The 13,292-nt window shown below is 68.6% G+C and carries 15 protein-coding genes and 1 pseudogene; 10 read left to right on the top strand and 6 right to left on the bottom strand.

What is annotated here, in order from left to right; translation table 11 throughout:
* The first annotated feature begins 8 nt into the window (after positions 1 to 8).
* From G9Q41_RS04370 to G9Q41_RS04345, 7 genes and pseudogenes are all read left to right on the top strand, one after another.
* The gene (locus G9Q41_RS04370; protein ID WP_165632021.1) at positions 9 to 218 is read left to right on the top strand and encodes a DUF397 domain-containing protein; all 210 of its coding nucleotides are present in this window, start codon (positions 9 to 11) and stop codon (positions 216 to 218) included.
* 172 nt (positions 219 to 390) lie between these two features.
* Positions 391 to 783 (top strand): annotated as a pseudogene (locus G9Q41_RS04365) (Scr1 family TA system antitoxin-like transcriptional regulator); the annotation flags it as partial.
* Positions 784 to 787: 4 nt separating this feature from the next.
* Positions 788 to 994 (top strand): DUF397 domain-containing protein, encoded by a 207-nt coding sequence (locus tag G9Q41_RS04360; protein WP_165632138.1) that lies wholly within the window; start codon positions 788 to 790, stop codon positions 992 to 994.
* A 22-nt stretch (positions 995 to 1,016) separates the two neighbouring features.
* On the top strand, positions 1,017 to 1,217 hold the full coding sequence (locus tag G9Q41_RS04355; protein ID WP_165632023.1) for a DUF397 domain-containing protein: 201 nt from the start codon (positions 1,017 to 1,019) through the stop codon (positions 1,215 to 1,217).
* Between the two features lie 230 nt (positions 1,218 to 1,447).
* Positions 1,448 to 1,657: a DUF397 domain-containing protein gene (locus tag G9Q41_RS04350; protein WP_165632024.1), complete on the top strand. Its 210-nt coding sequence runs from the start codon at positions 1,448 to 1,450 to the stop codon at positions 1,655 to 1,657.
* 134 nt (positions 1,658 to 1,791) lie between these two features.
* The gene (locus G9Q41_RS22230; RefSeq protein WP_278250797.1) at positions 1,792 to 1,914 is read left to right on the top strand and encodes a hypothetical protein; all 123 of its coding nucleotides are present in this window, start codon (positions 1,792 to 1,794) and stop codon (positions 1,912 to 1,914) included.
* Between the two features lie 68 nt (positions 1,915 to 1,982).
* Complete coding sequence (locus G9Q41_RS04345) at positions 1,983 to 3,035, top strand: methyltransferase domain-containing protein (protein ID WP_165632025.1); 1,053 nt, start codon at positions 1,983 to 1,985, stop codon at positions 3,033 to 3,035.
* Positions 3,036 to 3,077: 42 nt separating this feature from the next.
* Here the strand turns inward: G9Q41_RS04345 and G9Q41_RS04340 are convergent, their stop codons facing one another.
* A complete protein-coding gene (locus G9Q41_RS04340) occupies positions 3,078 to 4,064 on the bottom strand; it encodes a siderophore-interacting protein (RefSeq protein ID WP_165632026.1) in 987 nt (328 codons plus the stop codon).
* 357 nt (positions 4,065 to 4,421) lie between these two features.
* On the opposite strand from G9Q41_RS04340, the gene G9Q41_RS04335 reads away from it, so the two are divergent.
* The 3 genes from G9Q41_RS04335 (at position 4,422) to G9Q41_RS04325 (ending at position 8,078) form a co-directional block, all read left to right on the top strand.
* Positions 4,422 to 5,135, top strand: a complete 714-nt coding sequence (locus tag G9Q41_RS04335; RefSeq protein WP_092525418.1) for a DUF6802 family protein — start codon at positions 4,422 to 4,424, stop codon at positions 5,133 to 5,135.
* Between the two features lie 422 nt (positions 5,136 to 5,557).
* On the top strand, positions 5,558 to 7,387 hold the full coding sequence (locus tag G9Q41_RS04330) for a phosphoenolpyruvate carboxykinase (GTP) (RefSeq protein WP_165632027.1): 1,830 nt from the start codon (positions 5,558 to 5,560) through the stop codon (positions 7,385 to 7,387).
* 421 nt (positions 7,388 to 7,808) lie between these two features.
* The gene (locus G9Q41_RS04325; protein WP_165632028.1) at positions 7,809 to 8,078 is read left to right on the top strand and encodes a hypothetical protein; all 270 of its coding nucleotides are present in this window, start codon (positions 7,809 to 7,811) and stop codon (positions 8,076 to 8,078) included.
* A gap of 127 nt (positions 8,079 to 8,205) precedes the next feature.
* Here G9Q41_RS04325 and G9Q41_RS04320 read toward each other — a convergent pair whose 3' ends face one another.
* The 5 genes from G9Q41_RS04320 to G9Q41_RS04300 form a co-directional block, all read right to left on the bottom strand.
* Positions 8,206 to 8,967 carry an amino acid ABC transporter ATP-binding protein gene (locus tag G9Q41_RS04320; RefSeq protein ID WP_165632029.1) on the bottom strand — a complete coding sequence of 254 codons (762 nt, stop codon included), beginning with the start codon at positions 8,965 to 8,967 and terminating at the stop codon, positions 8,206 to 8,208.
* Positions 8,964 to 9,764, bottom strand: a complete 801-nt coding sequence (locus G9Q41_RS04315) for an amino acid ABC transporter permease (protein WP_165632139.1) — start codon at positions 9,762 to 9,764, stop codon at positions 8,964 to 8,966. Before G9Q41_RS04315 ends, G9Q41_RS04320 begins: the two co-directional genes overlap by 4 nt.
* A 137-nt stretch (positions 9,765 to 9,901) precedes the next feature.
* The gene (locus tag G9Q41_RS04310) at positions 9,902 to 10,690 is read right to left on the bottom strand and encodes a transporter substrate-binding domain-containing protein (RefSeq protein WP_207630701.1); all 789 of its coding nucleotides are present in this window, start codon (positions 10,688 to 10,690) and stop codon (positions 9,902 to 9,904) included.
* A 406-nt stretch (positions 10,691 to 11,096) separates the two neighbouring features.
* On the bottom strand, positions 11,097 to 12,521 hold the full coding sequence (locus G9Q41_RS04305) for a M20/M25/M40 family metallo-hydrolase (protein ID WP_092525406.1): 1,425 nt from the start codon (positions 12,519 to 12,521) through the stop codon (positions 11,097 to 11,099).
* A 53-nt stretch (positions 12,522 to 12,574) separates the two neighbouring features.
* A complete protein-coding gene (locus tag G9Q41_RS04300) occupies positions 12,575 to 13,291 on the bottom strand; it encodes a GPP34 family phosphoprotein (RefSeq protein ID WP_165632031.1) in 717 nt (238 codons plus the stop codon).
* Position 13,292: the final 1 nt, after the last annotated feature.

Genomic DNA, 13,292 nt, shown 5'->3' with positions numbered 1-13,292 from the left:
AGCATGTCATGACCACCGCGGACTTCACGCATGCGCGCTGGCGCAAGTCCAGCCGTAGCAACGGAGGCGGTGGAGCGTGTGTCATGGTGGCGCACGTGCCCACCGCCACCGGCGTCGCCGACAGCAAACTCGGCGACGACAGCCCCGTCCTGCCGTTCGGCAAAACCGCGTGGACACAGTTCCTCGACGCGATCAAAAGCGACCGCCTCGACGGCTGATCCCGCTTCGCGAAGTCCCGCTCGATGTGCCGTCGGGCGGGACTTCTTCCTGATAGGCCGCTGTGCTCAACGGTCCGAAGTTCGGTTGAGTAGCTCGATCACGACATCACGCCGCATGTGATCTCAGCTCATGTTCCGGAAGGTTTCTGGGCCGTGATCCCAGCACCGAACTGCGACAGCGCCGGACACAAAAACAGCCCCACACTCGGTCGTCCTCAGCGAAGGTACGTTGAAACGCCGAATCGGCGGCACAGCAGTCATGACCGAACAGCTGGAACTTCTCTGCGACTTGGCGGAACTCCAGCACGTAGCGGTGCAGGTGCTGCCGTTCAGTGCCGGTAGCCACGCTTCGCTGGGCACTTCCTTCACGATCCTGCGGCTGCGCAACAACCACAAGCGCACGGTGTATGCCGGAGACATCACAAGCGCGGACTACCTGGATCGACCGCACCACCTCGACACGTATAACCTGGTCTGCGAGCGGCTACGGATGGATGCGCTCGGCTTGCACGAGTCCCACTCCATGCTGAAGCAAACCATAGAAGAGCTTGACGCTGGAAGGTGACGGGATGTCGGCCCCCGACCTCACTGAAGCGCGGTGGCGTAAGAGCAGCCGAAGCAGTGGTAACGGCGGTGCCTGCGTTGAAGTGGGGATTGCGCCTTCCGCTGCCGGAGTACGCGACACGAAACTCGGCGACAACAGCCCCACCCTCGCGTTCACCCGTTCGCAGTGGAACACGTTTCTCGACACGCTCCGAGAGGGCTCACTCGACTGATAACCCGGATGCGAGGCCACAGATGTCCACGGTCGAACAGCGTCTCCCCTGGCAGACGTCGAGCTACAGCGGCAACACCGGCAACTGTGTCGAGGTCGCCGGACTGAACGGTTCCCACTTCATCCGAGACACCAAGGACCGCGACGGTGGAACCCTCACGGTGAGCAACACCGCGTGGTCCGCGCTCATGTCCTCGATCAAGAACAACCGCTTCGCGGACTGACCAGCGAAACTTCGGAAGCAGTCCTGGCCGCGAACAGGCCACGTAGCCGCGGCCGAGAACTATGATCGAGCACAGTGCACGCGCGGTCCAGCGTCCCGCCCCTTGCCGACGGCGGGACGTTTTCCCCTGACGGACGTCCACTGTCACCGGATCGGCCCTCGCACAGCGCTCCTCGCGACCGGTACTTCCGGGGATAGCCGCCGAGACTTCCGAACCGAGGAGCACGAGCCATGCAACAGCCGGACCTGGGACAGGCGCGCTGGCGCAAGTCCAGCCACAGCAACGGTGGAGGAGAATGCGTCGAGATCGCCCAGAACCTGCCGGGGACCGCTCTCCTACGAGACAGCAAACTCGGCGAGGACAGCCCCACCCTCGCGTTCACACGTTCGCAGTGGGGCTCCTTCCTCGACGCGCTCAAGAGCGACCGCCTCGACGACTGACCTCGCTTCGCGCAGTCCCGCTCGGCGCACCACCGGGCGGGACCTAGCGCGTCGCGGACCTCCGCGTCCCCTGGTCGATATCTACCGCGCGAGCAGCACCGGTCGCTAACCTCGCACTCGAGGAGATCGATCCGATGCTGTGGAGGTCGAGCATGGGCAGGCGCGACTCGGACCGGGACGGCCAAGGCACTCCCCAACCCGACAAGTGGGAGAACTGGGAAACCAAGGACGACGGGGACAAGCACGAGGACAAGTAGCGACGGCACGGCGGATGACTCACTCGCGTGCTCGGCTCCCGGTACCGCGCGACCGGTTCGTTCCGTCCGTGGTCTGGCTGGAAAACCCCGCTGGTGACGGATTCACCCCCGTCTCCCGCACCGACGACGAAGCCGGGTGGCGTGCCCTGGTCGAGGCGGACGAACCGATCGTCACCCAGGTCGACGACGGCAGGGCACCACCGAGCGGCGTGGGACTTCGCCCGTCCAGTTCGTGCAGCCAACCGTCCCTGGTCACCGCCATGCTCGAGGAGCTCGACGTGCGCGCGGGCCACCGCGTGCTGGAGATCGGCACGGGAACCGGCTGGAACGCCGCCCTGCTCACCGAGCGGGTCGGCCCGCGCGGACGCGTCGTGTCGGTCGAAGTGGACAGCGAGGTCGCCGACCGGGCCCGCACCCACCTGCTCAGCGCAGGCTACTCCCCGCTGGTCGTGACCGCGGACGGCCTCGCCGGGCACCCTCCCGCAGCCCCGTACGACCGGGTGGTCTGCACCGCCTCCGCCCGGCGGATCCCGCGCGCGTGGATCGCGCAGACCCGGCCCGGTGGAAAGATCGTCACCCCGTGGGGAACCGACTACGGCGACGACGCGCTCACGCGGTGGGAGGTGCACGAGGACGGCTCGGCCTCCGGCCGATGTGGAACCGATCTGGCGTTCATGCGGCTCAGGGACCAGCGCCGCGACTTCCTCGAACCGAGCGAAGACGAGATCGAAGCGGCGGACAGCACGGTGACCCGACGCGGCGGCCGGGAGCTGTTCGAGATGGTCACCTTCGCGCACGCCTCCTTCACGATCGGACTGCGCGTGCCGAACTGCTACGTCACCGTGGAGGACCTCGACGCCGACCACCGCAACGTGGAACTGCACGATGCCCGCTCGACCTCGTGGGCACGGGTGGAGCTCGTCCGTGGCCTGCATCCGTGGACCGTGCGCCAACTCGGCCCGCGCCGCCTGTGGAACGAGGTGGACACCGCCCACCGCTGGTGGCTGTCCGCGGGCAAACCGACACCGCAGCAGTACGAACTGACCGTGTCCCCGGACGGGACGCACGCGGTCCGGCTCGACACCCCGACCGGACCGCACCGGTGGTCGGTGGCCGCGTGAGACCGGACTCCGCACGCGCACCGCGGCGCGCGGACCGACCCGTCAGTGACGGCCCTCGCGCCAGTACCCCATGAAGGCCACCGAGGTGCGCGGAACCCCGTACTGGTTGACCGTCATCCTGCGCAGGCGCTTGATCACCCCGGCCTCACCGGCGAGCCAGCCGTAGAGCTCCCCGCTTTCCACGTCGACGTACTCCCGGGCGGGAGCCTCCGGGACCTCCCAGAGCGGGCAGCTGTCCACGTCCACGTCCTCCAGGGACGCGGAAGGGGACGAGGTGAGCTGCTCCGGCTCCGCGTTCCCGCCGCACAGCTCCCGCAACGCCTCGGACAGGGCGCCCTCCAGCAGCGAACCGTGGTGCTGCCGCACGGTCCCCACCTTCCTCGGCAGCCACCGGACCTCCATCCCGCTCGGGACCTTCCAGTCCTGGACGTCGTCCTCTGTCGGGATCTCCAGGCAGGCGATGCCGCAAGCGCTCGCGGGCAGCGATTCGAGGATGGCCCCCACCGCGGGGATGGCGGTCTCGTCCCCGGCCAGCAGCAGCCGCCGGGCCGTGGCGGGCGGGCACCACTCGCACCCCCACATGCGCCCGGTCCCGGGGCGGTCCGGCCCGAGCAGCGCCACCCGATCCCCCGGTTGAGCGGAAGCGGCCCAGTTGGACGCGGGACCTCCCGAGTCCACTTCGGACCCGTGCAGCACGAAGTCGATGTCGATCTCCGCCCGGGACGGCCGGAAGGCGCGCACCGTGTAGGTCCGCATCGTGGGCCGCGTCTCCTCCGGCATCGCCTGCCACTCGGCGTACCAGTCCCGCCCCTGCGGAACGTCGGCGACGGTCCGCCCCGGTTGGGGCAGCATCAGCTTGATGCGCTGGTCGGCCCCGCCCGCGCCGAAGGAGCGCAGGCACTCGCCCGCCACCGTCACGCGCACGAAGCTCGGGCTCAACCGCTTCCGAGCGACCACCTCGACGGTGTAAACCCGGTACTCGGGTTTCTGCTCGTTACGACGAGCCGTGTGTTCGAGCGCAGCGGTCATGGGGTCTCCCCTTCTCGCACGAGCGGGCTTGCGAAGATTCGCGGTCCGGTTGTCGCGAGGGCCCGCTCCGCGGCCCCGCCGCGGCACGACCGAACAACCGGACGAACCACCCGATCGAGTCCTGCCGACCCGATCCGCGGGTAAGGTTAGCCTATACTTAAGGCCCTTGGCGATAGTAGTACAGGGGGCGGCACGTCACAGTCCGAAGAGACTGCCCCGGGCAAGCCCACCCGGCCCCGCGGCCGAGCCGCCGCACGGAGCAGCCCTCCGCCCGAGCACGCCTCGGGAACCGCGCGCCGGCGCGCCGCGTCCCAGGTGCGAACGAGCAACGACGGCTACGACGGGAGTGCTCACCTCATGTACGTGGAGGACACCGGTTCCGGAGACGGCGACATCCGCATCAACGTGGACGGCGCGGAGTACACCGCCGAGGCCAACCACGACCTGGACCAGAACGGAGTGGACGAGACCGTGGCCGTGCTCACCGACGACGGCTACCTCGCCTACACCGACTCGGACTCCGACGGCGCGGCCGACGTCATGCGCACCGTCGACGAGCAGGGCAACGTCGTGGAGCGCGCCCGCTTCGACGAGGTCTCCGGGGAGTGGGTGCCCGAGCAGCCGGACGGATCGCCCCGGCAGGACCCGCGGGACGACGCCGGAGGACAAGCGATGGTGGTCGACACTCCCCGGGGCGACCGGGAGGTGGGCCCTCCGACCGAGGACACCAACAACGACGGCAGGCCGGACACGGCGGTGGTCGACACCGACGGCGGGCAGATGCTGGTCACCGATGTGAACGGGGACGGAGCCGCCGACCAGATGGTCCGGATCAACGACTCCGGCGAGGTGACCGTGGCCAAGCACACCGGCGACGGCGAGTGGACCGTGGTCGACCAGGGGAGCTTCGACGGCAGCGGGCAGTACGCCTCCGGGCAGACGAAGAGCCCGGTCACCGGTGCCGAGGACTGGCTGTGGGAGTCCGGCGAGCAGGCCGATCCGGCCCCGTCTCCGCACCGCACCCCGGACCCCGGCGAAACCGACCCGGCCAGCGACGCCTTCTGGGGCTGAACGCGCGGGAGGACCGGAAATGCGCGCTCATCCGCTTGCCGTCCGCCCGACATCACCAAACCCCCAAAACAAAAATGTGACCCGGAACACACGCAAAATCGGTTGAACCATTTTCCCCGAAGAAGACGACGAACCCGCGACACCCCCACTCGGGCAGGAAAACATGGCGCGAAGCGGGCAACGACACGCTAATTTTCGTGTATCCCGCCCAACTGAATCGATTCCCTTATCGTTCCTGTGAGGGAAGCGACAACGCTGATCTCCGTAAACGCAGGGCCATCCGGTTAGTCTCGGTGCATCCACTTCGCAGCTCCGCCCGGAATTTCCGGGCGGAGCGATGCATTCCTTGAAAGCCCCGTCGGCCGGTGCGTCGACGGAACGAAGAATCCGGGCTGAGGCGCCCAGTCAGGAGACACGACGCGATGACCGCTCTGACCATCCCCGGTCTCGACCAGGCACCCGTGAATCACGAACGCCTGCTGTCATGGGTACGCGAGGTCGCGGAACTGACCACGCCCGAACAGGTCGTGTGGTGCGACGGGTCCCAGGAGGAATGGCAGCGTCTGACGGACCGACTGGTCGAGGCCGGCACCTTCAAGCGACTGGACGAGTCGAAGAAACCCAACTCGTTCTGGACGGCCTCCGACCCCAGCGACGTCGCCCGCGTCGAGGAGCGCACGTTCATCTGCTCGCGCGACAAGGCCGACGCGGGCGTGACGAACAACTGGATGGACCCGGACCGGATGAAGGCCACCATGACCGAGCTCTACCGGGGCTGCATGCGTGGCCGGACGATGTACGTGGTCCCGTTCTGCATGGGCCCGGTCGAGGCGGACCCGCCGCGCCTGGGCGTGGAGATCACCGACTCCGAGTACGTGGTGGTCTCCATGCACATCATGACGCGGATGGGTGACCGGGTGCTGGAACGGTTCGCCGAGGACAGCGACGCCGAGTTCGTGCCCGCGCTGCACTCGGTCGGTGCCCCGCTCGAACCCGGCCAGCAGGACGTCCCGTGGCCGTGCAACGAGACCAAGTACATCACGCACTTCCCCGAGGAGCGGCTGATCTGGAGCTTCGGCTCCGGCTACGGCGGCAACGCGCTGCTCGGCAAGAAGTGCTACTCCCTGCGGATCGCCTCGGCTATGGCCCGTGACGAGGGCTGGCTGGCCGAGCACATGCTGATCCTTAAGCTGATCTCGCCGGAGAACAGGGTCTACTACGTGGCGGCCGCCTTCCCGTCGGCCTGCGGCAAGACCAACCTGGCGATGCTCGAGCCGACCATCCCCGGCTGGCGGGTCGAGACCCTCGGCGACGACATCGCGTGGATGCGCTTCGGCGAGGACGGCAGGCTCTACGCCGTCAACCCCGAGGCCGGTTTCTTCGGCGTCGCCCCGGGGACCAACTGGAACACCAACCCCAACGCGATGCGCACCGTCGAGAAGGGCAACTCCATCTTCACCAACGTCGCGCTCACCGACGACGACGACGTGTGGTGGGAGGAGATGGAGGGCGAGCCCGCGCACCTGACCGACTGGAAGGGGCGGGACTGGACGCCCGACTCCGACGAGAAGGCCGCCCACCCCAACTCGCGCTACTGCACCCCGATGTCGCAGTGCCCGATCCTGGCGCCGGAGTGGGACGACCCGCAGGGCGTGCCGATCTCGGCCATCCTGTTCGGCGGGCGCCGCAAGACCACGATCCCGCTGGTCAACGAGGCCTTCGACTGGCAGCACGGCGTGTTCATGGGGGCCACGCTGTCCTCCGAGAAGACCGCGGCAGCCGCGGGCAAGGTCGGCGAGGTCCGGCGCGACCCGATGGCCATGCTGCCGTTCATCGGCTACAACGTCGGGGACTACTTCCAGCACTGGGTCAACATGGGCAAGGAGGCCGACGCCTCCAAGATGCCGAGCATCTACTACGTGAACTGGTTCCGCAGGGACCCCTCCGGCGAGAAGATCGTCTGGCCCGGTTTCGGCGAGAACTGCCGCGTGCTCAAGTGGATCGTGGACCGGCTCGAGGGCAACGCGGCCGCGGAGGAGACCGCTATCGGCCGGGTTCCCACCGCCGACCAGCTCGACCTGAGCAACCTCGACGCCACCCGCGAGGAGATCGAGCAGTCGCTGGAGGTGGACCGCTCCGAGTGGCGCGCGGAGCTCCCGCTGATCGAGGAGTGGTTCGACACCATCGGCGACGCCCTGCCCACCTCGATGCGTGACGAGCTGGAGGCCCTCAAGCAGCGCGTCGGCGAGTGAGGCGCTCCGTCCAGCGCTCCGCCGGGGCGAACCGCCCCGTTGCTCGTGCGGGGTAGTCGTGCGGGCATTCCGCGGACTTCGCGGAATGCCCGCACGACTTATCACGGAGCGTATTTTTGTTTGAAGTCAATCTCCGCAACTCACTCCGTCGAGTGGAAGCTTGATCGACACTTCGGCAAGCGGAATCACCCGATCCGAGGTTTCGCGCGGATATTTCCGCGAACTCGCCGGATTGCCTGCCGATCCGCCCCGGAATGCGCGGGGAAGAACTCCTCAGCACCGGATCCCGACCGTTCGGACGACGTAAGAATACTCAGCGTCAACGAGTGAGATTGGGTTGGCCGGGTCAGCGAGCCACGGGGCACACTCAACGCGTCCGAGAAACCGGAAAGGCTGCGCAACACACCCGAGGAGGTGTGTGATGGTTGATCTGGCCACGGTCGCACTCGCCCTGATCGCGCTCCTGGCGATCTGGTTGTTCCTGCGCGGAGCGGACGACGGCAGGTTCTCCCGGAAGAAGAAGGGCCCGCCCCCCGGAGAGGGCGAGCAGGCCGCTCCCCTGAGGCGAACCGACTCCCGCGAATCACGCGGGCCGGGGCTGTACCGCGCCATGCTGCTGCTGTCCCAGCGCCGGTCCGAGCAGGAGGGCGGAGCGGACGAACGGCGCGGCACCACCGGCCGCTCGCCCTGACTCGACACCCCGGCTCGAACGAGACCGCCCGGTCACCCCGGGCCCGGGGCACCCGCGAACGAGCAGCCCGCGCACGGGCCCAGCACGGACCCGCACGAGGCGCGCGACGAGCCGCGCGAGCAGAACCTCAGTCCTCCGGCTCGGCGTGCGTCGGATCCAGCACCCTGGCGAGGAACCCGCGAGTGCGCTCCTGCTGCGGCGCCCCGATGACGTCGGCCGGTGCGCCCTGCTCGACGATGACTCCGCCGTCCATGAACAGCACGCGGTCGGCCACCTCCCGCGCGAACTGCATCTCGTGGGTGACCACCAGCATCGTCATGCCCTCGTCGGCCAGCCTGCGCATCACCCCAAGCACGTCCCCGACCAGCTCGGGGTCCAGCGCCGAGGTGGGCTCGTCGAACAGCATCACGTCCGGGTCCATCGCCAGGGCGCGAGCTATCCCGACGCGCTGCTGCTGCCCGCCCGACAACCGCCCCGGCATGGAACCGGCCTTGTCCTCCAGCCCGACCTTGCGCAGGTTCTCCCTGGCCACGGACTCGGCCTTGGTCCGGTCCCGCCCGAGCACCTTGCGCTGGGCCACGGTGAGGTTGTCCAGCACCGACAGGTGCGTGAACAGGTTGAACTGCTGGAAGACCATCCCGATGCGCGCCCGGGCCACGTCGATGTCCGTGTCCGGGTCGGTCAGCTCCATCCCGTCCACGACGATCCTGCCCGCGGTGGGCTGCTCCAGCAGGTTGACGCAGCGCAGGAAAGTGGACTTACCCGAGCCGGAGGGCCCGATCACGCAGACCACCTCGCCGGACTCGACCCGCTGGTCGACCCCGCCGAGCACTTCCAGCTGCCCGAAGGACTTGCGCAGCCCCGATATGTCGATCTTGACGTCGCTCATGACTTGCTCCCCTGTCCGCCGTCGGGGCCGAACCTGCGCTCCAGGCGCTGCTGCAGGATCCCCAGCGGGATCGTGATCACCAAATAGCACAGCCCGACGACCAGGATCGAGGTCATGCCCGGATAGGTGGTCAGCGCCGACCTGCCGAACTGGGTCAGCTCCTGCTGCTCCAGCTGCGCGCCCAGCACGAAGGCCAGCGAGGAGTCCTTGGTCAGCAGGATCAGCTCGTTGGTCAGCGGCGGCAGGATGATCCGGAAGGCCTGCGGGATGACGATGGTCATCGTCGCGCGGGCGTGCGACATCCCCAGGGAGCGCGCCGCCTCGAGCTGTCCGCTCGGCACCGCCTTGATCCCCGCGCGGATCGTCTCGGCCATGTAGGCCGAACCGACGATCCCCAGCGAGAGCATGATGGTGATGTTGCGGTTGAGGTCGACGTCCTCGAAGGCCGTGGGGACGCCGACACCCACGGACAGGAACACCAGCATCGCGGGCAGTCCGCGGAAGAACTCGATGTAGGCACCCGCGATCCAGCGGTACGGGCCCACCGAGGACATCCGCATCAGGGCCAGCAGGAGCGCCAGCCCGAGACCGAAGGCGAAGCCCAGCGCGGTGTAGATCGCCGTGTTCACCAGTGCCGTGGTGACCACGGTGGGGAACATGGACTGCGCGACCCCGACGTTGAAGAAGGTCTCCTGGATCTTGCCCCAGTCGGCCAGCAGGGCGGCCACGACCACGATCAGGATCAGGACCACGTACTGCGCGCCGCGCCCCAGTTTGGCGCGCTTGCGCTTGCTCATCCCGCTCTTGACGGGGCGAGATTCTACTGCCATCGAGACTCCAGGGCAGTCGTGGCGGGCCGGGCGCGGTTCACGCCCGGCCCGTCGTACACGGGCTCAGCGAGTACGGCCGGTTCCGCAGCGGCGGAACCGCGAGCTCACTTCTCCGAGGGTGCGAAGCCGAACCACTTCTCGTGCAGCCGGTCGTAGGTTCCGTCCTGCTTGGCCCGCGCGAGCACCTCGTTGATCTTCTTGCGGAGCTTGTCGCTGCCGCTCTCCACCCCGAAGCCGTAGGACTCGCTGGTGTCGAACTTCTTGGACATCTCGTAGTCCGGGTTCTGCTGCACGAAGTCGCGGAGCACGAAGTCGTCGGCGATCACCGCGTCGATCTGCCCGTTCTTCAGCGCCGGGTAAAGCAGCCCCAGGTCCGCGTACTGCTTGATCGTGATGCCCTTCGGCTTGGCGTGCTCCTTGGCGTACTTCTCTCCGGTGGTGCCCTTCTGGTAGCCCACCGTCTTGCCCTCGAGCTGGTCCAGGCTGTTCACCCCGGAGCTCTTCGGCACGAGCAGCGCCTGGCTGGCCTGGAAGTACGGCTCGGAGAAGTCGAAGTTCTCCTTGCGCACATCGGTGACCGTTATCGCCGAGGCGGCGATGTCGCAGTTGCCGACGTTGAGCGCCTGGCCGGACTGGATGGTCTCGAACGGAGCGGTGGTGACTTCCTGGGGAACGCCGAGGTCCTCGGCCACCAGGTCGATCAGCGCCATGTCGAAGCCGACGATCTCGCCGTTCTTCCTGGACTCGAACGGCTCGTACGGCGGGTTGGTGCAGGTGGTCAGCTGGCCCTGCTGCACCAGCGGAATGCCCTTGGCCTCGCCACCGCCGCTGCCGCAGCCCGCCACTGCCGCGACCAGTGCGAGCGCGGGCAGCACAGCCGCCGCTCTCCACATCGTCCGACGCGCCACAGTGTCACTCCTCCTCGACGGGAATCCGGATGCTGGGATACTGCCATCCGCCGGGGCCATCGGAAATGGCCTCACGTGTTTCGATCACGTCAACTTCACTCGGAAGCATGACAACCACACAACGAGTGAACACGCAGCGCTTTCCCGATTGGTTTGGTCACTCAACCGACGCCGCACGAGATCGAGTTCAGCGGCCGCGATAGCGGCCAATACGATACCCCTCCTCCGAACAGGTGAAGCGACTAGGGGTTGGAGGCCATCACCAAGAGTGACCAGGCACATTCGCGGAAACCGGTCCTCCCGCTCCGGGAGGCCGCCGTCCGCGGGCCAGCCGTCCGGGAGGCCGCACGCCGGCCCGCGGGCGCCCCGAGGAGCCCGCGAGCCCGCCGGCTCACTTCCGGGCGTGCGCGTCGAGCACGTAGGCCACGGCGCTGGTCACCTTGGCCGCGTAGTCCAGATCCAGGGACTCGTCCGGCACGTGGGCGTTGCTGCGCGGCCCAAGCGCGCCGGTGACCACGAACTGCGCCTCCGGGTAGCGCTCGTGCAGCAGCCCCATGAACGGGATCGAACCACCCAGCCCCATGGAACGCCAGCCCGCGCCGAACACCTCGGCACTGGCCCGGTCCAGCGCCTCGTTCAACCAGGGAGCCGTCTCGGGCGCGTTGAACCCCCGGCCTGCCTCCTCGTGGCCGAACTCGACCTCGGCCCCGTAGGGAACGTCCCGCTCCAGCGTCGAGCGCACGGCGCGCAGCGCCGCGTCCGGATCGGCGGTGGGCGGCAGCCGGAAGCTCAGGTCGAGCGTGGTCCGGGAGCGCAGCACGTTGCCCGCCTCCTCCGGGCGCGGCAGACCGTCCGCACCGATCACGGTCAGCGTGGGGCGCCACCAGTTGTTCAGGGCCAGCTCGGCCTCGTCCTCGTGCACCATCCGCATCCCCCGCGGCAGCTCCACCGAACCGCGCACCAGCCCCGGCGCCGCCTCGACACCCGCACGCGCCTCCGCGGCGCGGCTGTCCGGGATCCGCACGTTCAGCTCCGGCAGCAGGATCTCCCCCGTCTCCGGGTCCTCCAGCCGGTCCAGCAGTCGCCGGGCGATCCGGAAGGAGTCCGGGACCAGCCCGCTCGCCGCGCCCGAGTGCTGCCCGGAGTCGAGCACCTTGACGGTCAGGTTCACCTGCACCAGACCGCGCAGCGAGGTGGTCAACCAGAGCCGCTCGTAGTCCCCGCCGCCGGAGTCCAGGCAGACCACCAGACCGATCCGCCCCAGTCGTTCGGAGAGGTGGTCCAGGTAGGCGGGCAGATCGGGGCTGCCCGACTCCTCGCCGGTCTCCAGCAGCAGCACGCAGCGCGGATGCCGACCGCCCTGCGCGCGCAGCGCCTCGATCGCCGTCACGGCCGCGTAGCCGGAGTAGCCGTCGTCCACCGAGCCGCGCCCGTAGAGCCTGCCCTCGTGCACCACCGGGTCCCACGGGCCGAACCCGGCGGACCAGCCCTCCATCGGGGGCTGCTTGTCCAGGTGCCCGTACAGCAGCGCTGTCTCGGCCGAGCCGTCCGCAGCACCGTCCGTGCCCGGGACGTCCACCAGCAGCAGCGGGCTGCGCCCGGGCAGCCGCACTACCTCGGTGGCGACCCCGGCGATGCCCCTTGCCTCGATCCACTCCCGCACGTGGCCGATGGCCGCATCCAGCCGACCGTTGGCCTCCCAGTCGGGATCGAACCCGGGGGACACGGCCGGTATCTCGACCAACCGGGAGAGGCTGGACACCACGGAGGAGTCCCACTGCTGACGGACGAAGGTGTTAACTGCTGCGTGGTCCACGCCTCGATCGTATTCCCACTTTCCGGAACGGACAGCTCCCCGTGGGGCAGACCTCAACCTCCTCCGCCGTCACCACCGTCCCCACCGTCGCCGTCCCCGCCGGTGGCCACCGCTCCGCCCGCCACGACGGCCACCTGCGCCGTCACCACGGTCGTGTCGACGGCCTCCCCAAGCTTCTCGCCCCGGGCGATCGAGCCCAGCCGCTCCCGCAGGGACTGCTCGACGGAGAGGGCCAGCGACAGCCCGCTGAAGTAGCTCAGCGCCACGAACAGCAGCGTCCGGTCGTCGACGTGACTCTCCCCGCGGGCGACGCGGAGAAGCTTCTCCAACCGCGCTCCGCGCTCCCGTTCCGACGGGACGTAGCGCTCGTGCGACCACAACCCGAGCACTCTGTCCCTGCGGTGCTCGAAGTGGCCCGCCGCGTGCAAGCGGCTGCGGTGCTCGGTGAAGGCCAGCCGCCGCAGCGAGAACCAGGTGCGCAGGGAAATCGAGGCCGAGCGCGAGCTCATCCAGAAGACCAGCAGTTCCAGGTCCCGGTCCAGCCAGTCCACCCCCGTCGGGCTCCGGTCCAGCAACACGACCCGCGAACTTCTGGGTCTCCGTCCGCGCAGCTCGACCCGGCCGCGCAGCACGAGCTCGGCCACCTCGGCCACGGCCACGACGGTGTGGGCATCCACGCTGGCGAACGGCCTGCCGTTCGTCTTGTGCAGCAGCAGCACGAGCTCGGCTGGCAGCGACAGGTCCGAAACACCGGGTGATCGTTCACTCACC

Origin of the sequence: Actinopolyspora sp. BKK2 (assembly GCF_011291845.1) — a bacterium.
GTDB classification, from domain to species: Bacteria; Actinomycetota; Actinomycetes; order Mycobacteriales; family Pseudonocardiaceae; genus Actinopolyspora; species Actinopolyspora saharensis.
The sequence above is the reverse complement of the archived record's forward strand: the minus strand, read 5'-3'. Positions and strand labels throughout refer to the sequence as shown.